Consider the following 25086-nt stretch of genomic DNA (forward strand, 5'->3'; position numbering starts at 1 on the left):
AGAAGGAAGAGTTCAGGCATGATCATCACGCTTCCGAACACCAGCACCCGTGAGGTGACCCAGCGGCTCAACAAGGCCCGCGAGGAACGCGGTGAGGTCGCGTCTGGCCGCGTGCTCACCGTGGTCGTCAGCTCGACCGCAGCCACCCCGCTGGAGACAATCTTGGTGCCGGTCACCGACGCCGCCCGCGAGCACCCCGCCCGTGTGATCATCCTGCAGGAAGCGGGCGGCCCCAGCGTTGAGCCGCGCTTGGACGCGCAGATCCACCTTGGTGGCAAGGCCGGTGCTTCCGAGATCATCGTGCTGAGCCTGCACGGTGGTTTGACCGAGCACGAGGACTCCATCGTCCGCCCGCTGCTGCTGCCGGACACCCCGATCGTCGTCTGGTGGCCGGGAGATGCGCCCCGGAACCCCGCCGCCGACCCACTTGGGGTGCTAGCGGATCGCCGCATCACGGACGTCAACGCGGAGACCACCACCCGCAGCATTTACCGCCGCCGTACCACCTACTCCCGCGGGGATTCCGACCTCGGGTGGAGCCGCATCACCCTGTGGCGGGCGCTGCTGGCATCCACGCTGGACCAGCCGCCCTTCGAGCCGGTGGAGTCCGCGGAGGTCACCGGCCCGACCGACGATGCCGCCGTGGATCTGGCAGCGGGCTGGCTTGCCGACCAGCTGGGGGTTCCGGTGAAGCGGATTAATTCCGACGCCCCCGTCCCTCCCGTTGACGCTGCTGGACACGAGACCATCCCGGTCCAGAAAACGGTTCTCAACCGCGCGGGTGCGGACATCACCGTCGCTGTTCAGGACGCCCACACCGCTGAGGTCACCGTCGGGACGCGACGTTCCTTGGTGGCCCTGGCTCCCCGAGATCTGGGCGACTGCCTCGCCGAGGAGCTGCGCCACCTGGATTCCGACTACGCTTTCGGGCGGGCCCTCCGTGGACTGGTGCGTGTGAATCGCCCCCGCCGCAGCGGTGAGACGGTCACCCGCATCGTCGAGGACCTGGAGAGCCTCGAGTCCCAGCGCTAAGCACTTCTTTCCCACCCAGTTGTGGCTGAACACAAGGAGAAAGCATGACCGCAGAACACCGTGGAGAACACGGCACCATCGACGGCACAGTGAGCGAAGGTGGCGTCACCGTCGTCCAGAATGCTGACCAACGAGGCCTGGCTGCTGCCGCGGCCCGGGAACTCGTGCGCACGGTCACGAAGATCCAGCGCGAACAGTCCGGCGTCCACGGCGATGGGGTCGCACGCATCGTGCTGACCGGCGGGGGTGCCGGCATCCAGACTCTCCGCGAGCTCGCGGTGCTAGATCACGCCGCTACGACGGCCGCGGAGGACTTCCCCATCGATGCGATCGACTGGTCCCGGGTGCTGATCTTCTTCGGCGACGAGCGCTTTGTGCCCGCAGGTGATTCCGAGCGCAACGAGAAGCAGGCCCGCGACGCCCTGCTGGACCACATCGCGATTCCGGCTGAGAACATCGTGAGCTACCTCGCCCCCACCGGTGCCGGTCCAAGTGATGGTGCGGAGCTGGATGAAGCGGCCCGTGACTACGAGGAGAAGCTGGCCCGCCTGGCGCCACAAGGCTTTGATGTTCACCTGCTGGGGATGGGGCCGGAGGGGCACATCAACTCCCTGTTCCCCCACACCCCTGAGCTGCTGGAGGCCACCGGTGAGGTGGTGGCGGTGCGTGACTGCCCCAAGCCCCCGCCGGAGCGGGTCAGCCTCACGATCAGCGCGGTGAACCGGGCAGCCCAGGTGTGGCTGCTGGTCTCCGGGGCCGAGAAGGCCGAGGCTGCCCAGCAGGTGGCCAACGGCGGCAATGGGGCCCAGTGGCCGGGCGCGATCGTGGCGGGCGTGGAGCGCACCGTGCTGTGGGTCGACGAGGCCGCCTCCCCATGGCTGGCCGAGAGCGCCAGCGACTCTGCTACGGTCGCGGCCACAGAGGACGCCGAGAACGCCGAGAATTAGGTATAGGTAGCACGAAGCCCCGCTCGCAGAACCGACGAGCGGGGCTTAAATCTATGCGGGCGTCGCTAACACTATGCAGCGACGCGGGAAATGTGGTGTCGCGAGAACTGCTTAGCCGTAGTGCAGAACCAGGTTCAGCGCGATGATGCACAGCAACCACACGACGCCGGTGCCGACGGTGAGTCGGTCCAGGTTCTTCTCTGCGACCGTGGAGCCGGAGAGGTTGGTCTGCATACCGCCGCCGAAGAGGCTGGACAGGCCGCCACCCTTGCCCTTGTGCAGCAGCACGGACAGCCCCAGCAGCAGGCTGGTGATGACAAGGAGAATCTGGAGAGTGAGGATCAAAGCCTTAAACCTTTAAAAACTTCTCGCTGAAGAATCTAACTAACAGAATAAATCTACCCAGCCAGGCGGGCGGCGGGCAATTCGGCGCGCCGCCCGGTTGGCGGGATTGTTGCGTGCCGACTAGCTGACGGACGCCGCGACGAGGCGGGCGAGCTCTGCACCGTCGAGGCTTGCGCCGCCGACCAGGCCGCCGTCGATATCCGGCTGCGCCATCAGCTCGCCGATGGACTCCCGCTTCACGGAGCCACCGTAGAGGACCCGGACGCCAGCGGCGACGTCCTCCCCTCCCAGCTCAGCGAGCGCCTCGCGGACCGCGGCGCAGACCTCCTGCGCGTCCGCGGCGGAGGCGACCTTGCCGGTGCCGATGGCCCAGACGGGCTCGTAGGCGATCACGATCTTGGAGAGTTCCTCCCCACCGAGGCCGGAAAGCGACGCCTTGAGCTGGTCGACGACGTAGCCCACGTGCTCGCCCGCCTCACGAACCTCCAGCGGCTCGCCGACGCAGACGATTGGGGTCAGACCATGCTTGAGCGCGGCACGCGCCTTCGCAGCGACCGTCGCATCGTCCTCACCGTGGTACTGACGGCGCTCAGAGTGACCGACAACCGCGAAGTTGCAACCCAGCTTCGCGAGCATCGCACCGGAGACCTCACCGGTGTACGCGCCGGAGTCGTGGGCAGAGACGTCCTGGGCGCCATAGCTGATCTGCAGCTTGTCACCCTCGACGATCGTCTGCACGGAGCGGATGTCGGTGAACGGTGGCAGAACCGCAACGTCGACTCGCTCGTAGTACTCCTTCGGCAGAGCGAAGGAAAACTTCTGCACCACCTGGATCGCCTCAAGGTGGTTGAGGTTCATCTTCCAATTGCCCGCGATCAGGGGCTTGCGCTTGACGGCGCTGTGAGCTGCCACTCAAGAATCCTTTCTGTGACTTCCCCGCCCCGTGCCTCGGGTGCGGGAAAAACGGCGGGTTGCGGCCCGGTACCTCGGACTAACCCGGTATCTCGGACTAACCCAGTACCTCGACGCCCGGCAGGGTCTTGCCCTCCAGGAACTCCAGGGAGGCGCCACCGCCGGTGGAAATGTGACTGAAGCCCTCCTCATCCAGCCCCAGGGTGCGCACAGCGGCAGCGGAATCCCCGCCACCAACCACGGAGAAGGCACCGGCGTCGGTGGCCTTGATGATGGCCTCAGCGACCGCCTTGGTTCCAGCGGCGAACGCCGGGAACTCGAAGACACCCATCGGGCCGTTCCAGAAGACGGTCTTCGCCTCGCCGAGTACCGCAGCGAACGCGGCCGCGGACTCCGGTCCGATATCCAGGCCCATCCAGCCGGTCGGGATCTCGGACAGGCCCACGGCCTTGTGTTCGGCGTCCTTGGAGAAGTTTTCTGCTGCGACGACGTCCGTCGGCAGGACGATGACGTCGCCGTAGCGCTCCAGCAGGTCCTTGCAGGTGTCGATCATGTCTTCCTGCAGCAGGGAGCCGCCGACGTCGTGGCCCTGGGCGGCCAGGAAGGTAAAGCACATGCCACCGCCGATGATGAGACGGTCGATCTTCGGTGCCAGCGCCTCGATCACGCCCAGCTTGTCGGAGACCTTGGAGCCTCCCAGCACGACCGCGTACGGGGCCTCCGGGGAGCCCGAGACCTTCTCAAGAACCTCGAGCTCCGCGGAGACCAGGCCACCGGCGTAGCTCGGCAGCTTCTTGGCCACGTCGTAGACACTGGCCTGCTCGCGATGAACCACGCCGAAGCCGTCGGAGACGAAGGCGCCGTTATCGGCGGTGAGCTCGGCCAGCTCCGCGGCGAACTCCGCGCGCTCGGCCGCATCCTTAGAGGTCTCGCGGGGGTCGAAGCGAACGTTCTCCAGCAGCAGGATGTCGCCGTCGTCCAGGCCGTTGGCGCGCTCGTGGGCGTCCTCCCCCGTCACGTCGCCAGCCAGCGGCACCCACTGGTCCAGACGCTCGGCGAGCGCCTCGGCGACTGGTGCCAGGGACAGCTCCGGGTCGACCTCGCCCTTGGGGCGGCCCAGGTGGGCGGCGATGATGACGCGAGCCCCCTCGTCCAACAGGGCGCGCAGCGTCGGGATGGACGCGTCGATACGGCCCGGGTCGGTGATCTCCCCGTCAGCCAGCGGAACATTCAGGTCCGAACGAACCAGCACGTGGCGGCCTTCCACGCCTTCGGCCAGAAGGTCCTTGAGGGTCTTTACTGCCATGAAACTCGACATCCTTTGAAAGAAGCTTGAGGGAAAGTTTTCTGCTCGCACCCACGCTCAGCGGCTGGAAGCCACCGGGCGTGTGCGATAAGTAACCGCTGCGATTCTACCTAGAGGCGGGCGCCGATATAGTCAGCCAGGTCCGCGAGTCGGCAGGAGTATCCCCACTCGTTGTCGTACCAGGAGACAACCTTGACCTGAGAGCCGATCACCTTCGTCAGCTCCGAATCGAAGATCGTGGAGTGCGGGTCACCGATGATGTCGGTGGAGACGTAGGGCTCCCCGTTGGAGTACAGTGCGATGCCCGCCAGCGGCCCCTCTGCAGCATTGCGCAGGGCGTTGTTGACGGCCTCGACGGTCACCGGCTTGCTGGCCTCGAAGGTAAGGTCAACCAGGGATCCGTTGATGACCGGCACGCGCACGGCGTAGCCATCCAGCTTGCCTTCCAGCTCCGGCAGCACCAGGCCGACGGCGCGGGCAGCACCGGTGGAGGTCGGGACGATGTTCTGGGCGGCGGCGCGAGCACGGCGCAGGTCCTTGTGCGGGGCGTCGTGGATGCGCTGGTCACCGGTGTAGGCGTGCACGGTGGTCATCAGGCCACGCTCGATGCCGAAGGCGTCGTTCATGACCTTGGCCAGCGGTGCAAGGCAGTTCGTGGTGCAGGAAGCGTTGGAGACGACGGTGTGCTTCTCCGGGTCGTAGTCCTCGTGGTTGACGCCCATGACGAGGGTGGCGTCGACCTCCTTGCCCGGTGCGGAGAGCAGCACCTTCTTCACGCCGGTCTCGAGGTGGCCGTGGGCCTTTTCGTTCTTCGTGAACTGGCCGGTGCACTCCACGACGATGTCCACCCCGGCCTCGGACCATGGGATGGATGCCGGATCCGGCTCCGCAAAGGTGCGGATGGTCTCCTCGCCGATGCGAAGAGAGTGCTCGGAGTGCAGTACCGGCTCGCCGAGGCGTCCCATGACGGAGTCGTACTTCAACAGGTTCGCCAGGGTGGCGTTGTCGGTCAGGTCGTTGATCGCGACGATGTTGAGGTGGGGGTGCATCTCGCGCACCGCGCGGAAGAAGCTGCGTCCCACGCGGCCGAAGCCGTTGATGCCGATGTTGATTTTCTTCTGGTTGCTAGCTGGCATGCTTATTGCCTCTGTCCTTTCGCTTCCTCGGTCCCGTGGGGCCGGGTGCCGGCGGATGTCATCAGCCGCTGGCGGGGTATCTATTGGTCGTGGTGTTTGGGTGCTGGAGGCTTCCAGTTCCCGATCTTAGGGATTATTCGACGTCCTGGAAGAGGTCCTCGGTCACCGCGGCGTGGGTATCCGGGATGTCCAGCTCCTCGGCCCGCTTATCCGCCATCGAGAGCAGACGGCGGATGCGGCCGGCCACCGCGTCCTTCGTCATCGGCGGTGACGCCAGCTGGCCGAGTTCCTCCAGGGAGGCCTGCCGGTGCTTGACGCGTAGCTGGCCGGCTTCGGCGAGGTGGGTGGGAACATCCTCACCCAGGATCTCCAGAGCCCGCTCCGCCCTGGCGGCAGCGGCCACCGCCGCGCGGGCGGAGCGGCGCAGGTTCGCATCGTCGAAATTGGCCAGGCGGTTCGCCGTGGCACGAACTTCCCGTCGCATGCGGCGCTCCTCCCAGACCAGGCGCGTGGCCTGCGCCCCCATCAGGGTCAGCAGCGCGCTGATCGATTCGGCATCCTTGACCACCACGCGGTGCACCCCGCGGGTCTCCCGGGTTTTCGCGGTCACGCCGATTCGGCGCCCCGCACCCACGAGGGCGAGCGCCGCCTCATTGCTCGGGGTCGCGACCTCGAGCGCGCAGCTGCGACCAGGCTCCGTGAGGGTGCCGCGCGCGAGGAAAGCGCCCCGCCACGCTGCCACGCAGGCGGACTTTGGGCCGCCGATGATCGTCCGTGGCAGCCCCTGCACGGGCCTTCCTGCGCGGTCGATCAGCCCGGTGCGGCGGGCGATCTCCGTGCCGCCCTTGATCCACTTCACGATGTAGCGCGCGCTCTTGCGCAGGTTGCCTGCGCCGATGATCTGCAGCTGCGCCTCGTGGTGGTAGAGCTGCTCCACAAACTCCATCAGGCGTCGCGCCGTCGCGGAGCTGTCCACCTCGGACTCCACCACGATCTGTCCGGCGACCAGATGCAGCGCGCCGCTATAGCGCAGCAGTGCTGCCACCTCGGCGTTCATGTCCTCAGCGCGAACGACGCTGACGCGGGCGATCTCGTCCTTCACATCGGCGGTGAGAGCCACGGCTTGATTACCTCTTTCCTCTTCACATTCTCTTCAACCTGGGTGCCGCGTGGGCCCCGTGGGTTTTACCGGGTGCGGTGCTTCGCGGCGATGTCCGCCAGGGCGGCGGCCAGCTTCTTGGGTTTGTGCCGGTCAGTCCAGCGCCCCCGGTTGTCGTCCTCCCGGACGTCAGCGCAGATCAGCTCCGCCCCCATCGACGCCGCCGCACGTTCGATGTGGGTGCCCATCGTCCCGCCCGGCATGGTGGACTGGTCAATGAGCATGTAGTCCACGTTCAGGTCGCGGGCGTGTTGGTGCAGCATGTGGACGTGATGCTCCTGGGAGAAACCGGAGGTCTCCCCGGCTTCTGCTACGAGGTTCAACACCACCACGGTCGGGGCCTGTGACTCGTTGAGAGCTTCAACGATCCCCGGAACCAGCAGGTGCGGAATCACCGAGGAGAACCAGGACCCGGGACCAAGGGTGATGAGGTCAGCGTCCTTGATCGCTGCCACGGCCGGCGCAGCAGCCGACGGGTTGGCCGGGTGGACACGCACCCGGCGCACCTCCCCGATGGTGGTGGCCACGGCAACCTGGCCGCGAACCTGCACGCTCTCTCGGGGATCCTTCGCCAACCCCAACACATCCGCCTCTAAATCCAGAGGCACGGTGCTCATTGGCAAAACCCGGCCCTTCACACCCAGCATCTTCGCGAGCGTATCCAGGGCGGCGATGTCGTCACCCAGCACCTGGGAAATCCCGGTGATGAGGAAATTACCGATGGCGTGACCGTTGAGAGCACCCTGCCCGCCGAAGCGGTGCTGGATGACCTCCTCCCAGAAGCGTCCCTTGTCGCTGTCCTCGGTCAATGCTGCCAGCGCCATGCGCAGATCTCCCGGCGGGAGGCAATCCAGTTCCCGGCGCATGCGGCCCGAGGAGCCGCCGTCGTCCGCGACGGTGACGACGGCGGTCACGTGATCCGCGATGGTGCGCCCCGCGCGCAGGGTGGCGAAGAGTCCGTGGCCACCACCGAGCGATACGAGGCGCTCGAGGGGCTTGTTACCCGTGTCAGTAGCGGGCGGGGTGGTCGGGTTATCGACCACGGGGTGATCGTTATGAGACATGAGGTGCAACTTCCCAGTGAGCAGTGTGCGCTCCCCACATGACGGGGAACGAAAGGGTGAAGGAAAAGTTCAGTGCGTCGGCGACCTTCAGCCGCGTTCCAGATCGCGGTGCCTGGTCCGAACCTCCACTCCCCGCTCCCGCAACCTGGCGGAAACCTCCTCGGTCACTGCGACGGACCGGTGGTGGCCGCCGGTGCATCCAATCCCGATGCTTAGGAACCCCTTCCCCTCGCGGTGAAAGCCCGGCAGCATGGCCAGCAGCATCGACTCGAAGGACTCCAGGAATCGCGGGGCGTCTTGCTGGCTCAACACGTAGTCGGAGACCGGCTTGTCCACGCCCCGCAGTCCCCGGAGCTCGGGAACCCAGTACGGGTTTGGCAGGAAGCGCACGTCCAGGAGGATGTCCACATCCCGAGGAGCCCCGTGCTTGAAGCCGAAGGACTGCAAAACCACCCGGGTGCTATCCCCGGCCGCATCGGAGAACTTCATCTCCAGGATGCGGCGCAGGTCATGGATGCTGGTGCTGGAGGTGTCGACCACAATGTCGGCCTCCTGCTTAATCCCGTTCAGCATCTCGCGCTCGCGGTCGATCCCGCTCTGCAGAGAATCGCCGTCCTGCAGCGGGTGGGAGCGGCGCACCTCGTCAAAGCGGGAAATCAGGGCCTCGTCGGACGCCTCCAGGAAGAGCACGATGGGCTTGCGCCCGGAGTCGACCAGCTTCTCAAGCACCCCTGTCAGGCTGCCGGCAAAAGAACGCGACCGCACGTCGGTGACGATCGCCAGCTTCTCCACCGGGGATTCCGCGTCAAAGCTGAGCTCCACCATCCGCACGATCAACTCCGGCGGGAGGTTATCCGTGACGTACCAGCCCATTTCCTCGAGCACGGCCGCGGCGGTGCGGCGGCCAGCACCGGACATGCCGGTGACGAGGATTAAGGAGGGTTCTTTCTGCGGCGAGGTCATGCTGACCATAGTAGCTACCCCGCAGGCTTAGTGGGGCGGTGCTGTACCGCCTCGTGCACCTTCTCGGCCAGCGCAGGGCCGAAACCAGGTACCTCTGCGATCTCCTCAACGGTGGCGGCGCGCACCTTCGCCACGGATCCGAAGTGTTTCACCAGCTCCTGCCGGCGTTTCGGGCCCAGCCCCGGCACCTCATCCAAGACGGAGGTGCGCATCCGCTTGCTGCGCTGCTGACGGTGGAAATTGATCGCGAAGCGATGCGCCTCATCGCGGATGTGCTGCACGAGATAGAGGGCGTCGGAATCGCGCGGAATGATCACCGGGTACGGGTCCTCCGGCAGCCATAGCTCCTCCAGGCGCTTGGCGATGCCCACCAGGGTGACATCGTTGACCCCCAGCTCGTCCAGCACCTTCTGCGCGGCGTTGACCTGCGGTGGGCCGCCATCGACGATGAACAGCTGCGGCGGGTAAGCGAAGGCTCGCTTCGGCTCCTCACCTGCCGCCTGCTCCAGTTCTTCCTCGCCTTCCAGCCGGTCGCCGGCGTCATCGCCGGTCGGGACGGCGGTGATGTCCTCCTTGTGCCGCAAGAAACGGCGACGGACGACCTCAGCGATGGAGGCGACGTCGTCGGAATGTCCGTCGCCCGCGGCGTCCCGGATCTTATAGCGACGGTAGTCGGCCTTCTTCGGCAGGCCGTCTTCGAAGACGACGAGGCTGGCGACGACGTCCGTTCCCTGGATGTGCGAGATATCCGTGCACTCAATGCGCAGGGGTGGCTCGTCCATCCAGAGAGCCTCTTGAAGGTCGCGCAGGGCTGCGGAGCGTGCGGTGATGTCCCCGGAGCGCTTCAACTTGTGCTGTGCCAGCGCCTGGGTGGCATTGGTGTGCGCGTTGCTCAGCAGCGCCTTCTTATCGCCGCGCTGCGGAACCCGGATGGTGACCTTGGAGCCACGCAATTCGCTGAGCCACGCACCGAGGCGGGCATTGCCGGCGGGCAGCTCGGGCACCAGTACCTCGCGGGGCACGGGCGAGATCTGCACATCCCCCACCAAACCGCCGAGCTCCGCGGCGGAGGCCGGGTTGATGGCGGTCGCCAGGTCGACATCCACATGCGAGCTTGCGGCACCACCAACCGCCGTCTCCGTCGCGGCGACCAGCTCGGCCTCCCCGCCGTAGAACTGCGTGATGAACTGGCCGATCATCTCCGCACGGGACTCGTCCGAATGCTCCACCACCCAGCCGCGCTGGCCGTGGATGCGCCCACCGCGGACGTGGAAGATCTGGATCGCCGCTTCCAGCTCGTCCTGCTCGATGGCGAGGACGTCGGCGTCCGTGGCGTCGGAGAACACGACGGCCTGCTTCTCCATCGCCTTCTCCATGGCCTGCAGCTGATCACGCAGGCTCGCAGCCCGCTCGAAGTCCAGGTTCTCAGCGGCCTCCTCCATCTCGCCGCGCACCCGGCGCAGCACGGGCTCGGTGTTGCCGGCCAAAAAGCTACTGAACTGGTCGACGAGTGCGCGGTGCTCGTCCTCGGTCACCTTGCCGACGCACGGTGCGGAACAACGGTCGATATAGCCGAGCAGGCACGGCCTACCCAGGGCCTCGTGCCGGCGGAACACGCCGGGCGCGCAGGTACGGATCGGGAAGACCCGGGTCAGGGACTCCAGGGTCTCCCGGATCGCCCAGGCTTTCGGGTACGGGCCGAAGTAGCGCACGCCCTTACGTCGCGGCCCACGGTAGAGATAAGCGCGCGGGAAGCGATCCTTCACGCTGATGGCCAGCATCGGGTACGTCTTATCGTCCCGGTACATGACGTTGAAGCGCGGGTTGAAGCGCTTAATCCAGGTGTACTCGAGGTTGAGGGCCTCGAATTCGCTGCCCACGACGGTCCACTGCACCCGGTTGGCAGTTTGCACCATCGTGCGGGTGCGCGGGTGCAGCTGGCTGAGGTCCTGGAAGTAATTGGACAGGCGCGCCCGGAGGTTCTTGGCCTTGCCCACGTAGATGACGCGGTCGTGCTTATCGCGGAAAGTGTAGACCCCCGGCTGCGTGGGGATAGTGCCGGGGGCTGGCCGATAATCGACGGTGTTGGGGGCGCGTTCCGCCACCGGCTAGTCCTCCGGCATATAGCGGTCCTCAAGCAGGCGGAACCGCTCGACGTTCGCGGCGATGGTCTCCTTGTCGTAGATATTCAGCGCCATCATCGGAACGAACTCGAAGTCCGGGAGCTCCAGCCGCGCCATTTTCGCCTTAGCCGGGAAGGAGAGGCCGTGGATGATCTGCCAGGGGTAGAACTGCGCGTTGGCGATGTTGCGCACCTCAACCCCGCGCTCATCAATGCGGACGCGGGGACGCAGCAGGAAGAGGCAGACGCCGGAGAAGAGCAAGCCGATGCCGACGAAGGACCACTGATCCGCCGAGGTCAGCGTCACGCCGGTGTCGCCGATGCCAACGATGATGGCCATGACGATGTGGATGATCATGATGACGATGACACCGATGATCGCGATCCGCTTGAGGAACGGCGAACGGGCCTCAAAGAGCCACTGCCCCTTGGCCGGTGCTGCCTGCGACACTGGGTTACTCATCTGTGAAACTCGACCGCTCTCCTCATTCGTACTGCCACAACGTATCGGCTACTACCCTACCGCCGCGATCTGGCGGAGAACCAATGCGGCGTGGATGGCCGCGGTCGCGGAGTCCGCGCCCTTGTTTTCCTTGGCCCCCGGACCGCCCGCACGGTCGACGGCCTGCTGGTGGTTGCCGACGGTGAGTACGCTGTTGCCGATCGGCACACCCGTATCCAAGCCGACGCGGGTCAGCCCGTAGGTCACTGCGTCGCAGACCACGCGGAAGTGCTCGGTCTCACCTTCAATGACGCAACCCGTGGCGATGACGGCGTCGAAGTTCTTGCAGGCTGCGGCTACGACAACGGGCAGCTCGAGGGCGCCTGCCACCCGCCAGTCCTCGACGCTGGCGCCGAGCTCGCGGGCAGCTGTGATGGCCTCGGCGTGGAGCTTATCGGTGATCTCGGCGTTCCACTGGGCGCTGATCACGGCGACACGCAGGCCCTCTGCTGCGCCGGGACCCAGGTTGATCTGCGGGATACCTTCGGCTGGCATGCTAGTTCTCCTTCTCGGCTGTGGCAGCAGCCGGTACGACGTTGAGGTTGTCGAGCTGGTGGCCCATCTTGTCCCGCTTGGTCTGCAGGTAACGAGCGTTATCCTTCGTTGCCGGTGGCTGCACTGGGATGCGGCCGGTGACAGAGACCCCGAAGTTCTCGAGGCTCTGCTTCTTCGCCGGGTTATTGGAGATCAGGTGGACGCTCTCGATCCCGAGTTCCTTGATGATCGACGCTGCCGCGCTGTACTCGCGGGCGTCGGCTGGCAGGCCCAAGGCGGTATTCGCCTCCACGGTGTCCAGTCCCTCGTCCTGGAGGACGTAGGCGCGCAGCTTCGGAACCAGCCCGATCCCGCGGCCCTCCTGGTTGCGCAGGTAGATGACGACGCCGTGGCCCTCGTCCTGGACAGCCTCCATGGCGGCGTGGAGCTGTTCGCCGCAGTCGCAACGCAGGGAGCCGAAGACGTCGCCGGTGAGGCACTCGGAGTGCACGCGGACTGGGACGTCCTTCTGGCCGGTGACGTCCCCGTGGACGAGCGCGACGTGCTCGGTGCCGTCGACGAGGCTGGTGTAGCCCACCGCGCGGAACTCGCCGCGGGTGGTCGGCAGGCGGGCCTCGGTGCTGCGCTCCACGGTCTGCTCGGTGGCGCGGCGGTACTCGATGAGCTGCTCGATGGAGACCATGCGCAGGCCGTGCTCGTCGGCGAAGCGGCGCAGTTCCGGGCCACGGGCCATGTCAGTGGGGTCGTCCTCGGAGACGATCTCGCAAAGCACGCCGACGGGTGCGCGGCCGGCGAGCCGGGACAGGTCTACGGAGGATTCGGTGTGGCCATCGCGGGCGAGCACGCCACCGCGGCGGGCGCGCAGGGGGACGATGTGGCCCGGCCGGGTAAAGGCCTCGGGGCCAAAGCTCTCGTCGGCGAGGCGGGTGATGGTTTCGCAGCGGCTGCGGGCGGAAATGCCGGTGGAGCCGGTGGCCGCATCCACGGTGACGGTGTAGGCGGTCGAGCGGGCATCCTCGTTTCGGGCGACCATCGGCGGCAGGTTGAGCGCGTCGGCGCGGTCATCTTCCATGGCGACGCAGATGTAACCGGAGGTGTAGCGCACCATGAAGGCCACGAGTTCTGGGGTTGCCAGATCCGCGGCGAAGATCAGGTCGCCTTCGTTTTCGCGGTCCTCATCATCGACGACGACCACCGCTTTGCCGGCGGCAATATCGGCGATGGCGGATTCGACGGAATCCAGGACTAGCGAGTCTCGTTCAGCGGTCATAGCTTCTTTCCAACGATGCCACCCTCGCCCGGTCGGGGCGGGTGGCTTAAGGCTTGTCGAATTCTTCTTTGTGGTTCTGTTGCGGCGGGTCAGCGGTCGAGCATGGCGCGGACGTATTTCGCAAGCACGTCGCATTCGATATTGACCTTATCCCCCGGCTGGAGTTCGCCCAGCATCGTGGCCTCCAAAGTGGCGGGGATGAGGCTGACCTCGAAGAGTCCATCGGCTAGTTCCGCGATGGTCAGGGAGGTGCCGTTGATTGCAATCGATCCCTTTTTCACCAGGTAGGTGGCAAGTTCCGGGTCGTCAAGCTGGAAGCGGAAGACCTCCCAATGCTCGGAGGGTACGCGTTCCTGCAAGGTGGCGGTGCCGTCGACGTGCCCCTGGACGACGTGTCCGCCGAAGCGCCCCTGGGCGGACATCGCGCGCTCCAGGTTGACGGACGCCCCCTTGGAGAGTGTGCCCAGCGACGTGTAATCGAGGGTGACCTTCATGACGTCAGCGGTGAAGCCGGTGTCGTCGAAGTCGGTGACGGTCAGGCAGACGCCATTGACGGAGATGGAGTCTCCCAGGCCGGCATCAGAGACCACTCGCGATGCGGCGACGCGGATGCGCCCGGCGTCGGGAAGCCTCTCGATCTTCTCGACGTGACCGATCTCTTCGATGATTCCGGTGAACACAGCCATCCTCTCTGACGTCGGGGCCAAAACTACCAATGATGATATATCTTCTTGCGCTTGAGCACGGGTCAATCCCCGGTCTAGCGTTGCGCCAGCCAGAGGATGTCCTCGCCGATGCGCTGCACACTACGGGTGGCGAAGCGCTGCAGATCCGTGATCGAAGTACTGCCGATGCCGCCGGCTCCCAGTGCGGGGAGGCCGCGCGGCAACCAGGCGGGGGCAAGATAGGCCCGGATCTCGTCGACCAGGCCGTGGGCAAGGAAGCTTCCCGCTAGTTCGGGTCCGCCCTCCACCAGCACATCCGAGATGCCCTGCCGGCGCAGCTCCGCCAACGCCGCATGGAGGTCCCGGGTTGCCAGGAGCTGGCCGGCCGGCGCGTGAGTCCCAGCTTGCAGGAGGCGAGCGTTAGTGGGGAGCTCCCGCTGCCCCAACGCGAAGCGCAGCGGCTGACGGGGACCCTCCGCCCCGCCGGGGCGGGCGGTGAGCTGCGGGTCATCGGCCAGGACGGTTCCGGTGCCCACGAGGATCGCCTCCCGGTACTGCCGGTCTGCGTGGACGTCCGCGCGGGCGGTCGGGCCGGTGATCCACTGGCTCGTGCGGTCCGTGGCAGCAGCCAGGCCATTGAGGGTGCTGGCGAACTTCAGCGTGACGTGCGGCCTGCCCAAATGTGCGGCGCGCAGCCAGGGTTCCACGCTGAAACGGTGCTCCCCCAGGTGGAAGGGCTCGAGGTAGGGGCCGGTGACGGTCACGCCGGCAGCGTGCAGGCGCTGGCCTCCCCCGCCCTCGGTTTTGCCCGGGTCGGCGAAGAGGTAATGTACCTCCGCGATTCCTGCGGCGATCAGGGCTTCCGCGCACGGCCCGGTGCGTCCGGTGTGATTGCAGGGCTCGAGGGTGACGTATGCGGTGGCACCAGCGGCGCTCGCACCGGCAGCCTGCAGCGCGACCACCTCGGCGTGCCTACCACCCGCCGGTTCGGTAGCGCCCCGGCCAAGAATCGCGCCGGCCGAATCCACGATCACGCAGCCCACTGGCGGGTTCGGCCGGGTATTGCCCGCAGCGTGCCAGCCCATCTCGTCGGCCAGCAGAAATTCCGCTGGGAGGTCCGCTGGTACCTCGGTCTGCGGCGGGGTCGCCCCCTGCGTCGCAGCCTGGGAACCGCGCTGGGGGGTGTTAGGCACCTGCGTTGGCCTCCGCGGCCGCGCGGATCTCGCCGATCGCCTGATTACGGTCCTCCTTGCCAAAGACCGAGGAACCCGCAACGTAGACGTCGACCCCGGCCGCAGCAGCATCCGCTGCGGTCTCCGGTCCGATACCGCCGTCGATTTCGATGAGGGTGTCCAGCCCCTCAGCGTCGATTCTTTCGCGCAGGGCACGCACCTTATCCAGCACCTCGGGCATGAACTTCTGTCCGCCGAAGCCAGGCTCCACGCTCATCACCAGGACGAGATCGAACTCGGCCAGATGCTCCAGCAGCGGCTCCACCGGGGTATTCGGCTTGATGGACACACCGGCCTTGGTCCCGGCGGCGCGCAAGGCGCGAGCCAGAGCCACCGATTCCTCAACCCCTCCGGCGGCCTCCACGTGGAAGGTGACGTTGTCGAAGTCGGTGTACTCCTTCACCCAGCGCTGTGGGTCCTCGATCATGAGGTGGACGTCGAGGAACTGCTCGGTCTTCCCAATCAGAGACTTGGCCACTGGGGCGCCGAAGGAGAGGTTGGGGACGAAGTGGCCGTCCATCACGTCAATGTGCACCCACTCGGCGTCCGAAATGGCCTCGACTTCCGCGCCAAGGGCGGAAAAATCCGCGGCGAGGATGGAGGGGGCGATGATGGTCTGCTGTCCGTTGGCTGTGCTCATAACACTCACTCTACTTAGGCTTTTCTGATGCCCGCGATGAACATCGCGTCGGTGCCGTGGCGGTGCGGCCACAGCTGGATATAAGGGCCGACCGCTCCCCCGGCGGCCGCTGCGGCAGCCAAGGCCGGTACCTCGGAGCCAAGGTCGATGGGCTGGGCTCCCGCCTCCCGGCAGAAGGAGTCCACCAACTGCGTGGTCTCCAGCGGATGCGGCGAGCACGTCGAATAGATGACGACTCCGCCCGGTGCGGTGGCCTCCCACGCCGAGCGCAACAACTCGCGCTGGAGGGGGACCAGCTCGGTGACGTCCTTCTCCTGCTTGCGCCAGCGGGCCTCCGGGCGGCGGCGCAGCGCGCCCAGGCCGGTGCACGGGGCGTCGACGAGGACCCGGTCGAAACCGTCCTCGGGCAGCTGGAGGCCCCGCACCTCAGCGAGATTCCGGCCGTCGCCGGTGTGAACCTGCACCGGCAGTTCCTTGGTGGATTTCGCAACGAGGTCGGCGCGGTGCGCGGAGATCTCGGTGGCGTCCACGGTGGCTTGTTCTGCCTGCGCCCACGAGCCGATGAAGGCGGTCTTGCCTCCCGGTCCCGCACAGAGGTCGAGCCAGCGCCCGCGGTCCTCCCGTTCCAGCGGCGCCTGGACCAGGGCCAGGGAGATCAGTTGCGAACCTTCGTCCTGGACGCTCGCCAGGCCTTGGGTGATCGCCTCAAGCTCGCCCGGCGCTCCGGAGTCCAGGCAGACCGCATAATCGGACCAACGACCCTGTTCGCCTCCGGTGATGAGGGCGAGCTCTTCAGCGGAGATCTGCCCTGGTCGGGCGGCGAGGTGCACGATGGGTCGGGCGTCGTCGGCTTCCAGAGCCTCGGCCAGATCAGCCGCAGGGTTCTCCGCCGTCCCGCCGAGCGCCTGGTTGAAGGCGGCGGCGATCCACTCCGGGTGGGAAGAGCGCAACGCCATGCTGGCCAATCCCGAACCGGGTGCCACCCGGTCCAGCCATTGCTCGGGTGTGCTGCGGGAAATCGTGCGCAGCACACCATTGACGAAGCCGCTGGCCTTGCCCCCGCCATTGGCCTTGACCAACTCCACCGAGGTGTCCACCGCGGCGTGCGACTCGACCCGGGTGCGCAGCAGCTGATAGGCACCGATGCGCAGCGCGTCCAACGCCACCGAGTCAATCTTCTCTACTGGCCGTCCCGCGGCCTTGGCGATGATTGCGTCGAGCAGCCCGGTGGCTCGCAGCGTTCCGTAGGTCAGCTCGGTGGCGAAGTTCGCATCCCGGCCGCTGATCCCGCGCTCCCGCAGGACGGCGGGCAAGGCGAGGTTGCCGTAGGCGTCCTCCTCGGTGACTTGCCGAAGCACGGTGAATGCGGCGTCGCGGGCCTTATCCCCGATCCCGGCACGTCGGCTCTTTTCCTGGCGGTGTACCGGGCGGCGCTGCTGATAGCCCCGGGCCCGCCCCGATTCGAGTTGCTTAGCACGTCCGGTGCCACGGGAGGCCGTGTTGGGGCGCGCCTTGCCGCTACGCGCGGACTCGGACCTCGAACGAAAAGAACTCATTTAGCCGTGTCTTCCTCGATATCAAAGCGTGGAGACTGCGCCAGCAACTCCTGCTGACCTCGGGCCCAGTCGGCGGCCCGCATCATCTTCTTGCCTGGTGGCTGGATGCTTTCCACCAGCAGTGGATCGTCACCAGTGCCGACGAGCACCCGCGTCTTATCTGCCCACAGCTGGCCGGGGGCCAGCTCCGGGAACTCCTCCTCCTTGGCTACCGGTAGCATCAGCCCGAACTTATAGCGCTGGCCATCCAGCGTGCACCACGCACCCGGTGCCGGGGTGTGGGCACGGGCGCGGCGTTGAATCACCTTCGCCGGCGTAGAAAAGTCGATACGCGCGTCAGCGGGGTGAATCTTCGGGGCGTGTGTCGCCCCCTCCTCCGGCTGCGACTGCGGGATGGCCGTACCTTCGCCGAGCTCAACCAGGGTGTCTGCCAGCAGCGACTTGCCAGAGTCGGTCAGCTCGATGAGCACGTCCTCGGCGGTATCGCGGATACCGATCTCATAAGCCTTCTTCGCCAGCATCGGGCCGGTGTCCAAGCCCTGCTCGATGCGGAAGATCGTCGCACCGGTCTCTTCGTCGCCCGCGGCGATGGCGGCCTGCACGGGTGCGGCACCACGCCAGCGTGGCAGCAGGGAGTAGTGCAGGTTCACCCAGCCGTGCTCAACGGCGTCGAGCAAATCGGCCGGGATCAGGTTTCCATAGGCCACCACGGCCACCGCCGTGGCGCCCGCCTCGCGGTAGGCAGCCAGCGTGTCGCGGACATCGCTTGCATCCTCGGCGCTCGCCCCGAGGGAGGCCCACTTGTGAACCTTCAGCCCCGCGGCCTCGGCGACCTCCGCGACGGGGCTGGGGTGCAGGCTCCGGCCCCGGCCCCGGCGAGCGTCGGGCTGTGTAATGACCCCGAGGACCTCCAGCCGCGGATCGGCGAGCAGATGCTCCAGAACGATAGCGGCGGGCTTGGGCGTGCCAGCAAAAATAATCTTCATCTAAAACCACTCCGAGCGTCGAATATCTGCCATAGCTTGCTTGCGGTCCTCGGGCGCGAGGTGCTGGAGGAAAAGCACGCCGTCCAGGTGATCGGTCTCGTGCTGCACGCAGCGAGCCAATAGGCCCGAGACCTCCCGGTCGACCAGTTCGCCCTCCAGGGTCTGTCCGCGCAGTCGCACAGTCTCCGCACGCTCTACCTCGCCGCGGATCCCGGGAATGGACAGGCAGCCTTCCGGGCCTGTTTGCGTCTCCTCTCCCACCGGCTCCCAGGTGGGATTGATGACGTGCCCACGGTCGGACTCGCAGTCGTAGACGAAGACGCGTTTGGTGACCCCGACCTGGTTTGCGGCTAGGCCGACTCCACCGTGGTGATCCATGGTTTCCAGCATGTCGGCCACGAGGGTGGCGAGGGTAGCGTCGGAAGAAAAATCGGCCCCGACCTCGGTGGCAGGAGTGCGGAGGACGGGATCGCCGAAGTAGCGCAGGGACAGAACAGCCATGGGGATACTCTAACCGATACGGACCGGGTCCATGACCACGCGTAGGGGTGCGGAGTGCCGCTGCGAGGAGCGCACGGCGACAGCGCTTTTGAGTGCGCTGCCCAGGGACAGCGCGTCGGAGTGCGGCACGCGAATGATGAGCCGGCGGGCTTCATCCGCATGGCCGCTCGACAGCCCCGCGGGAAGCCTCACACCGCTTGGAAGCTCGACGGGGCCTAACAGTTCCGCCGATTCCGGCAGCTCCCAAGCCTCCTCCAACTCGGCCAGGCTGGCCGGGATGCCGTCCACGACCGCAACCACCGCCGCCGGTGGGAACTGTGCCTCCGCCCTGCTGGCCAACTCTGCGGCGGCTGCAGCATCCGGGTTCCAGCGGATGAGCTGCTGAATCGCGCTCAGCCGGTAGTCCCCTGCGATGATGACCCGGCCACCGGCCTCACGGGGTGCGACGAGTGCGGCAGCGCCCATCCACTGGCGCAAGGCGTTCTCCTCGGCTCGCAGATCCGCGCGGGTCAGCGGCGCCCAGGGGTCCAAGATGATCGAGGCTCCGTAGTGCCCATTGGGCTGCTCGGGTGGCGTATCGGGGTCACGGAGGATCGGCTCGGAGCCTGGGGTGGCGACGACGATGCGGCGCCCGAGTGGGACGGACGTTTTTACTTGTTCTCCGCCCGAGACCGTCACCGGGACGCCGGGGAATGCGCGACCCAGCTCCTCAGCGGTGCGGTCGTGGCCCACCACGCTCATGCGCAATGCGTGGTTACCGCAGTTGGTGCAGGTGAAAGTCGGGTGCAGGTGTCCGCACCACCGGCACGTGGGCGCTGAGTGGTCCCTGCCCTGTGGCAGTTCGAGTGGGCCATTGCAGTTCCGGCACCGGGCCGGGGTGCGGCATCGAGCACAGGCCAAGGCCGGAGCGTAACCACGGCGCGGCACCTGGATCAGCACGGTGCGGTCCGCATCCAGGGTCTCGCGAATCGTGGCGAAGGCCAGAGCCGGCAGCCGGCTCCCCGGGCTGTGACTCTCGGCCTCGAGCTGGCGTTCGGTGTCCCCAAGCCCTCGAATCCAGGGCAGCTGCTCACGAAGGGTTTCGGGCGTGGGGCGGATGGAAGCCAGCTCCCCCGCCGCGACCCACTGCTGAACCTCGGCGGTGCGGTGGTGACCGATGATTGCCAGCGCCGCGGACTCACCCTGACTGCGGGCCTTCGCTACCTCCCTGGCGTGCAGGTAGGGAGCGCGGGGGTCGACAAGCGAATCATCCCCCTCCCCCAATACGACCACCAAGCCGAGATCTTTGAGCGGCGCGAAGACTGCATTGCGGGTTCCGACGACGATCCTGGCCTGACCGAGCACGATGGAAAGGAAACGCCGGTAGCGCACATGCGAGGACTCTGCGGCCGTCATTTGGAGCACCTGCTCGGTGGACGTCCAGGCCGCCAGGGCCTCGCTGACGCGGTCCACGAGCCGCTGATGTGGAGCGATCACCAGCGTCGACTTCCCTGCCCACGCGGTCGCAGCGGCGAGGACGGCGGCTAGGCGGGCATCGTCGTCCCCAGGAGCGGTGAGCAGCGACATGCGAGGGGCGGCGCCCTCGTCCAGGAGGGCAGCAAGGAAGCGCGGACCAAAGTGATACTTGCCGAGCGCGGATTCGGCATTTGACCGCGCCTGGGTGCGCAACTCGGCGACGGGCTCCAGCGTCGAGTAGAGATCCTCCCACGCCTTACCGCCTGCAAACAGCCCTGCCTTCTCGGCGCTCGCATGGCGGGGCGGGATCGCTGCCCGTAGAACATCCGCTCGGGTTCCGGCGGCGCGCTCGGCGAGCTGATTCACCAGCCGCCACATGTGCTCCGGCAGCAGCCGAATCGGGCTGATAACGCGCTCCAACGGGCGCAGCTTTCCCGAGTGGTCGCTGCTCGAGCGTCGTTCGATGATGAAACCGTCCACGAGGCGCCCGTTGAACCGGATACGGACTCGCACGCCGGCCTGAGCGTCGGCGTCCATCTCGGCGGGAACCTCATAGTCGAAGAGGCGGTCGAGATGTGGCACCCCGACCAGCGGCAATACCCGCGCGATCCGGCGAGGCCCGCGCCCCGCACGGGCAGCGAGCAGTTCCCTATCACCGGGGTTGGCTGCGGCTGGCTGTGCGGTCGTGTTCATGAGCTACAGGCTAGCCGACGGTGCAGACACGCCTTCACGGGGCGCTGGGAGAATGCCCCGAGAGCTGCCGTTAGTTGCTGCCGACAGCCTTCTTGAGCTCCTCAACCTTGTCCAGGCGCTCCCACGGCAGGTCGAGGTCATTGCGACCGAAGTGACCATAAGCAGCCGTCTGGGCGTAGATCGGGCGGAGCAGATCCAGCTCGCGCAGGATCGATGCCGGGCGCAGATCGAAGACCTCGGCGACAGCGCGCTGGATGTCCTCCACCGGTGCCTTCTCGGTGCCGAAGGTTTCCACGTAGAGGCCGACGGGGCGGGCCACGCCGATCGCGTAGGCCACCTGCACCTCGGCGCGGTCGGCCAGGCCGGCTGCCACGATGTTCTTTGCCACCCAACGGGTCGCATAGGCAGCAGAACGGTCCACCTTCGACGGGTCCTTGCCGGAGAACGCGCCGCCACCGTGGCGAGCCATGCCGCCGTAGGTGTCAACGATGATCTTGCGACCGGTCAGGCCGGCGTCACCGGCAGGGCCGCCCAGGATGAAGGAACCGGAGGGGTTAACCAACAGTTCCAGGTCCTCGGTCACGAAGGGCTTGAGGCTCTCGTCAGAGAGCACGTGGTCCACCACATGCTCGGACAGGAGCTCCCGCAGCTCATCCTGGGTGCGCTCCGGGTCGTGCTGCGTGGAGATGACGACGGTATCCAGGCGCACCGGGGTGCCGGCCTCGTCGTATTCGAAGGTGACCTGGGTCTTGCCGTCCGGGCGAAGGCCGGTGACGATACCCTCCTTGCGCACCTCGGTCAGGCGACGGGAAAGGCGGTGGGCGACGGAGATGGGCAACGGCATGTACTCCGGGGTCTCGTTCGTCGCGTAGCCGAACATCAGCCCCTGGTCGCCAGCACCCTGGCGGTCGTCCTCGTCGGTAGAGGAGGAACCGCGGACCTCATGGGAGGTATCCACGCCCGCTCCAATCTCTGGCGACTGCGCACCAATGGACACGGACACGCCGCAGGTGGTGCCGTCGAAGCCCATGTCGGAAGAGGTAAAGCCGATCTCCTTGAGGGTATCGCGCACCAGCTGCGGGATCTCAACGTAGCCCGAGGTGCGGACCTCACCGACAATGTGGACGAGGCCGGTGGTGACCACGGTCTCCACAGCGACGCGGGCCTGCGGATCCTCGGCGAGCATGGCGTCGAGGATCGTATCGGAGATCGCGTCACAGATCTTATCCGGGTGACCCTCGGTGACGGATTCGCTGGTAAATAGGCGCTTAGACACTAGTTATCTCGCTTCTATCGTTCGTATTGTTGGTGCGGCCCGTCGGTGGCGGGTGGCGGGCGACGACCTAGACGGTGAACTAATTCATCAATAATAGACCAAGCGGTCTAGAAATGCACGCTAGCGATCGGCGGTTCGTGGCAAAGCGTCAAGAATCGCTCCGGCTACCTCGAGCTTATGCCCTGCCGGGACTTCACGGACATCCAGCGTCTCCGGATCATCGGAGCCGGACGGATTAGCGATCAGCCAGCCCGCGGAGTCCTCCTGACCGAAGACCTTACCGCGGCCGACAGCGTTCGCCATCAGCAGGTCGCAGCCCTTGCGGAGAAACTTCCGCTGCGCGTGCTCGAGAGGGGTAGATTCCGCGTCACCGGTCTCCGCTGCGAAACCCACGATGCGCAGATCCTTCGGCAGCTCCCCTGCCCGGCGCAGCTCGACAAGCCCCGCCAGGATGTCTGGGTTTTCTACCAGTTCGATGACCTCCAGCTGATCCTCTCCGCCCTTCTTGAGCTTCGACTCAGCCTGCTGGGCGGGACGGTAGTCCGCCACCGCCGCCGCCATGATGACGACATCCGCTTCCCGAGCGGCCTGCTCGGTCGCGTCCTTCAGCTCCAGAGCGCTGTTGATCCGAGTCACCCGCGCGCCGGACGGCGTCGGCAGATCCTCGGTATGCCCCGCGATGAGGTGAACGTCGGCACCACGTTGCGCGGCGACGTCCGCCAGCGCGTAGCCCTGACGGCCCGAGGAGGCGTTACCCAAAAAACGCACCGGGTCGAGATCCTCGTGCGTGCCGCCGGCGGTGACCACCACGCGGGTGCCGACCAAGTCCTGGTCGAAGATTCCCGGCTGGGCGTGGGCCGCCAGCGCCAGTGCCGCGATGTGGTCGGGCTCGGGCAGCCGACCAGGGCCGCTATCCTTGCCGGTGAGGCGCCCGTGGGCGGGCTCCAGCACGGTGATCCCCCGGCTCCGCAGCGTCGCAACATTCTCCTGCGTCGCCGGGTTTTCCCACATCTCGGTGTGCATCGCCGGGGCAATGACCACCGGGCAGGTCGCGACGAGGCAGCTCGCGGTGAGCAAGTCATCCGCGCGCCCCATACGCAGTCGCGCCATAAGATCGGCCGTGGCCGGGGCGACCACGATGAGGTCGGCCTCCTGACCGAGACGGACGTGCTGAACCCCGGAGACGTCGTCCCAGACGGTCGTACTGACCGGATTACCGGACAGGGCCTCCCAGGTGGCAGCACCCACGAAGTTCAGTGCGGATTCGGTGGGAACGACGTGGACGTTGTGCCCCCGTTCCGTGAAATAGCGCACGAGGTGGGCCGCCTTAAACGCAGCAATGCCGCCCCCAACACCCACCAGGATGCGGAGCGGCTTGCTCGTATTCTTCTTCGAAGCGTTATCAGTCACACGTGACAGGATAGCCTCTTAGCCCTCGGTGTGCTCCAAGAGATCCGCGTTAATCTCGCGCAGGGCGATGGACAGTGGCTTCTCGTGCATCTCCGGGGTCACCAGCGGGCCAACGAACTCCAGGACACCTTCGTCGATGCTCTGGAAGTAGTCGTTGATCTGACGCGCGCGCTTAGCTGCGAAGATCGCGAGGGCGTACTTCGAGGACACCTTGGTCAGGAGCTCGTCGATCGGCGGGTTGGTGATGCCGACTGGCGGATCGAAAACCGTCTCGTTCGAGTTGACGTCCTGATTTTCCACGAAATGCACCTATTCTTTCGATTGCTTAATTAAGCCGCGTCTGATCCCCACGACGGCTTAGGGGAAACTATATCTTAATCGCCTGGAAGCGCCTAACCCCACGCCCACGTCGGTGGGTCGCGGGGTGCGGTAACAGGCTGGGTGGAGCCGGTGTCTCTGGGGCGAGGTCCCCTAGGCTTCCGGCACCAGGATGTCGCGGATTCCCGCGACGGCCTCGTCCACATCCGAGTTCACGATGACGTGGTCGAACTCATCCTTAGCGGCCAGTTCCCCGCGGGCGGTCTCCAGGCGACGCTGGATGACCTCGTCGGATTCGGTGCCACGGCCGGTCAGCCGTTCCACCAGCACCTCCCACGAGGGCGGAGCAAGGAAGACGGTGTGGGCCTCCGGCAGGAGCTTCTTCACGTTCCGCGCACCCTCGAGATCCACCTCAATGAGGACGGGGTGCTGGGCGGCCATGGCCTCCTCCACCGGCTTGCGGGGCGTACCGGAGAGCTGCAGCCCACCGTGGATCTCAGCCCATTCGAGCATGAGGTCGCTGTCGATGTTGGACTGGAACTCGTCTCGCGTCACGTAGAGATAGTCACGACCGTGTACCTCGCCGGGGCGAGGTTCGCGGGTCGTCATCGATACGCTGAAGAAGAGGTTCGGGACCGACTCGCGGAGCTTAGAGACCACCGTGGACTTACCAACGGCGGACGGCCCGGCGAGGACGACCACGCGGCCGCGGCCCGATTCCTGCGTCACGGCTTAAGCCTCTGGGTCGAAGCCGAAGTGCTCCAGCAGAGCGCGACGCTGACGGTCGCCCAGGCCGCGCAGACGGCGGGTCGGGGCGATCTCGAGCTGGTTCATGATCTCCTCGGCCTTGATCTTGCCGACCTTCGGCAGGGAGACCAGCAGAGCGGAGACCTTCATCTTGCCCAGGATCGGGTCAGTCTCGGCGTCCTTCAGGACCTGCTGCAGATCGGTGCCGCCGCGCTTGAGCTTCTCGCGAAGTTCGGCGCGTGCCTTACGTGCCTCGGCTGCCTTCTTCAGGGCCTCTGCACGCTGCTCCGGGGTCAGCTGGGGAAGTGCCACGGGATTCCTCCGTACGTAATCGTTTTTGAAAATCTTGTGGAA

The 25086-nt window shown here is 66.4% G+C and carries 25 protein-coding genes; 2 read left to right on the plus strand and 23 right to left on the minus strand.

Annotated elements, in window-relative coordinates; all coding sequences use genetic code 11:
- Positions 1–18: 18 nt before the first annotated feature.
- A complete protein-coding gene (locus tag HMPREF3088_RS06235) occupies positions 19–1032 on the plus strand; it encodes a glucose-6-phosphate dehydrogenase assembly protein OpcA (protein WP_070758918.1) in 1014 nt (337 codons plus the stop codon).
- A gap of 44 nt (positions 1033–1076) precedes the next feature.
- A complete protein-coding gene (gene pgl / locus HMPREF3088_RS06240) occupies positions 1077–1979 on the plus strand; it encodes a 6-phosphogluconolactonase (protein ID WP_070758919.1) in 903 nt (300 codons plus the stop codon).
- 111 nt (positions 1980–2090) lie between these two features.
- On the opposite strand, the gene secG is transcribed toward pgl, so the two are convergent.
- From secG to mihF, 23 genes are all read right to left on the minus strand, one after another.
- Positions 2091–2324 (minus strand): preprotein translocase subunit SecG, encoded by a 234-nt coding sequence (gene secG / locus HMPREF3088_RS06245; protein ID WP_070758920.1) that lies wholly within the window; start codon positions 2322–2324, stop codon positions 2091–2093.
- 120 nt (positions 2325–2444) lie between these two features.
- Complete coding sequence (tpiA, locus tag HMPREF3088_RS06250; RefSeq protein WP_083317343.1) at positions 2445–3236, minus strand: triose-phosphate isomerase; 792 nt, start codon at positions 3234–3236, stop codon at positions 2445–2447.
- Positions 3237–3333: 97 nt separating this feature from the next.
- Complete coding sequence (gene pgk / locus HMPREF3088_RS06255; RefSeq protein ID WP_070758921.1) at positions 3334–4542, minus strand: phosphoglycerate kinase; 1209 nt, start codon at positions 4540–4542, stop codon at positions 3334–3336.
- 110 nt (positions 4543–4652) lie between these two features.
- A complete protein-coding gene (gene gap, locus HMPREF3088_RS06260; RefSeq protein ID WP_070758922.1) occupies positions 4653–5678 on the minus strand; it encodes a type I glyceraldehyde-3-phosphate dehydrogenase in 1026 nt (341 codons plus the stop codon).
- 133 nt (positions 5679–5811) lie between these two features.
- Complete coding sequence (whiA, locus tag HMPREF3088_RS06265; RefSeq protein WP_070758923.1) at positions 5812–6798, minus strand: DNA-binding protein WhiA; 987 nt, start codon at positions 6796–6798, stop codon at positions 5812–5814.
- A 65-nt stretch (positions 6799–6863) separates the two neighbouring features.
- Entirely contained in the window at positions 6864–7901 is a 1038-nt protein-coding gene (yvcK, locus tag HMPREF3088_RS06270) for a gluconeogenesis factor YvcK family protein (protein ID WP_070758924.1), read from the minus strand.
- Positions 7902–7988: 87 nt separating this feature from the next.
- Complete coding sequence (gene rapZ, locus HMPREF3088_RS06275; protein WP_070758925.1) at positions 7989–8873, minus strand: RNase adapter RapZ; 885 nt, start codon at positions 8871–8873, stop codon at positions 7989–7991.
- Positions 8874–8878: 5 nt separating this feature from the next.
- Positions 8879–10969: an excinuclease ABC subunit UvrC gene (gene uvrC / locus HMPREF3088_RS06280; RefSeq protein ID WP_070758926.1), complete on the minus strand. Its 2091-nt coding sequence runs from the start codon at positions 10967–10969 to the stop codon at positions 8879–8881.
- A gap of 3 nt (positions 10970–10972) precedes the next feature.
- On the minus strand, positions 10973–11449 hold the full coding sequence (locus HMPREF3088_RS06285) for a PH domain-containing protein (RefSeq protein WP_070758927.1): 477 nt from the start codon (positions 11447–11449) through the stop codon (positions 10973–10975).
- A gap of 51 nt (positions 11450–11500) precedes the next feature.
- A complete protein-coding gene (gene ribH, locus HMPREF3088_RS06290) occupies positions 11501–11983 on the minus strand; it encodes a 6,7-dimethyl-8-ribityllumazine synthase (RefSeq protein WP_070758928.1) in 483 nt (160 codons plus the stop codon).
- A gap of 1 nt (position 11984) precedes the next feature.
- Positions 11985–13253 (minus strand): bifunctional 3,4-dihydroxy-2-butanone-4-phosphate synthase/GTP cyclohydrolase II, encoded by a 1269-nt coding sequence (locus HMPREF3088_RS06295; RefSeq protein WP_210401496.1) that lies wholly within the window; start codon positions 13251–13253, stop codon positions 11985–11987.
- A gap of 89 nt (positions 13254–13342) precedes the next feature.
- Positions 13343–13933, minus strand: coding sequence for a riboflavin synthase (locus HMPREF3088_RS06300; protein WP_210401497.1), 591 nt, complete (start codon positions 13931–13933; stop codon positions 13343–13345).
- Positions 13934–14013: 80 nt separating this feature from the next.
- Positions 14014–15111 carry a bifunctional diaminohydroxyphosphoribosylaminopyrimidine deaminase/5-amino-6-(5-phosphoribosylamino)uracil reductase RibD gene (ribD, locus tag HMPREF3088_RS06305; protein ID WP_083317344.1) on the minus strand — a complete coding sequence of 366 codons (1098 nt, stop codon included), beginning with the start codon at positions 15109–15111 and terminating at the stop codon, positions 14014–14016.
- Entirely contained in the window at positions 15104–15790 is a 687-nt protein-coding gene (rpe, locus tag HMPREF3088_RS06310) for a ribulose-phosphate 3-epimerase (RefSeq protein WP_070758931.1), read from the minus strand. The genes ribD and rpe overlap by 8 nt, the downstream gene beginning before the upstream one ends.
- A 14-nt stretch (positions 15791–15804) precedes the next feature.
- On the minus strand, positions 15805–17346 hold the full coding sequence (locus HMPREF3088_RS06315; RefSeq protein WP_070758932.1) for an RsmB/NOP family class I SAM-dependent RNA methyltransferase: 1542 nt from the start codon (positions 17344–17346) through the stop codon (positions 15805–15807).
- A complete protein-coding gene (fmt, locus tag HMPREF3088_RS06320; RefSeq protein ID WP_070758933.1) occupies positions 17343–18332 on the minus strand; it encodes a methionyl-tRNA formyltransferase in 990 nt (329 codons plus the stop codon). The genes HMPREF3088_RS06315 and fmt overlap by 4 nt, the downstream gene beginning before the upstream one ends.
- The gene (gene def, locus HMPREF3088_RS06325) at positions 18333–18833 is read right to left on the minus strand and encodes a peptide deformylase (protein WP_070758934.1); all 501 of its coding nucleotides are present in this window, start codon (positions 18831–18833) and stop codon (positions 18333–18335) included.
- Between the two features lie 9 nt (positions 18834–18842).
- A complete protein-coding gene (locus HMPREF3088_RS06330; protein WP_070758935.1) occupies positions 18843–20981 on the minus strand; it encodes a primosomal protein N' in 2139 nt (712 codons plus the stop codon).
- 70 nt (positions 20982–21051) lie between these two features.
- Positions 21052–22257 carry a methionine adenosyltransferase gene (gene metK, locus HMPREF3088_RS06335; protein ID WP_070758936.1) on the minus strand — a complete coding sequence of 402 codons (1206 nt, stop codon included), beginning with the start codon at positions 22255–22257 and terminating at the stop codon, positions 21052–21054.
- A 120-nt stretch (positions 22258–22377) separates the two neighbouring features.
- A complete protein-coding gene (gene coaBC / locus HMPREF3088_RS06340; protein WP_070758937.1) occupies positions 22378–23667 on the minus strand; it encodes a bifunctional phosphopantothenoylcysteine decarboxylase/phosphopantothenate--cysteine ligase CoaBC in 1290 nt (429 codons plus the stop codon).
- 18 nt (positions 23668–23685) lie between these two features.
- Positions 23686–23967: a DNA-directed RNA polymerase subunit omega gene (gene rpoZ, locus HMPREF3088_RS06345; protein ID WP_012360221.1), complete on the minus strand. Its 282-nt coding sequence runs from the start codon at positions 23965–23967 to the stop codon at positions 23686–23688.
- 171 nt (positions 23968–24138) lie between these two features.
- A complete protein-coding gene (gmk, locus tag HMPREF3088_RS06350; RefSeq protein ID WP_070758938.1) occupies positions 24139–24714 on the minus strand; it encodes a guanylate kinase in 576 nt (191 codons plus the stop codon).
- A gap of 3 nt (positions 24715–24717) precedes the next feature.
- Positions 24718–25044: an integration host factor, actinobacterial type gene (gene mihF, locus HMPREF3088_RS06355; protein ID WP_012360219.1), complete on the minus strand. Its 327-nt coding sequence runs from the start codon at positions 25042–25044 to the stop codon at positions 24718–24720.
- Positions 25045–25086: the final 42 nt, after the last annotated feature.

The organism is Corynebacterium sp. HMSC22B11, assembly GCF_001815965.1.
Classification (GTDB): Bacteria; Actinomycetota; Actinomycetes; order Mycobacteriales; family Mycobacteriaceae; genus Corynebacterium.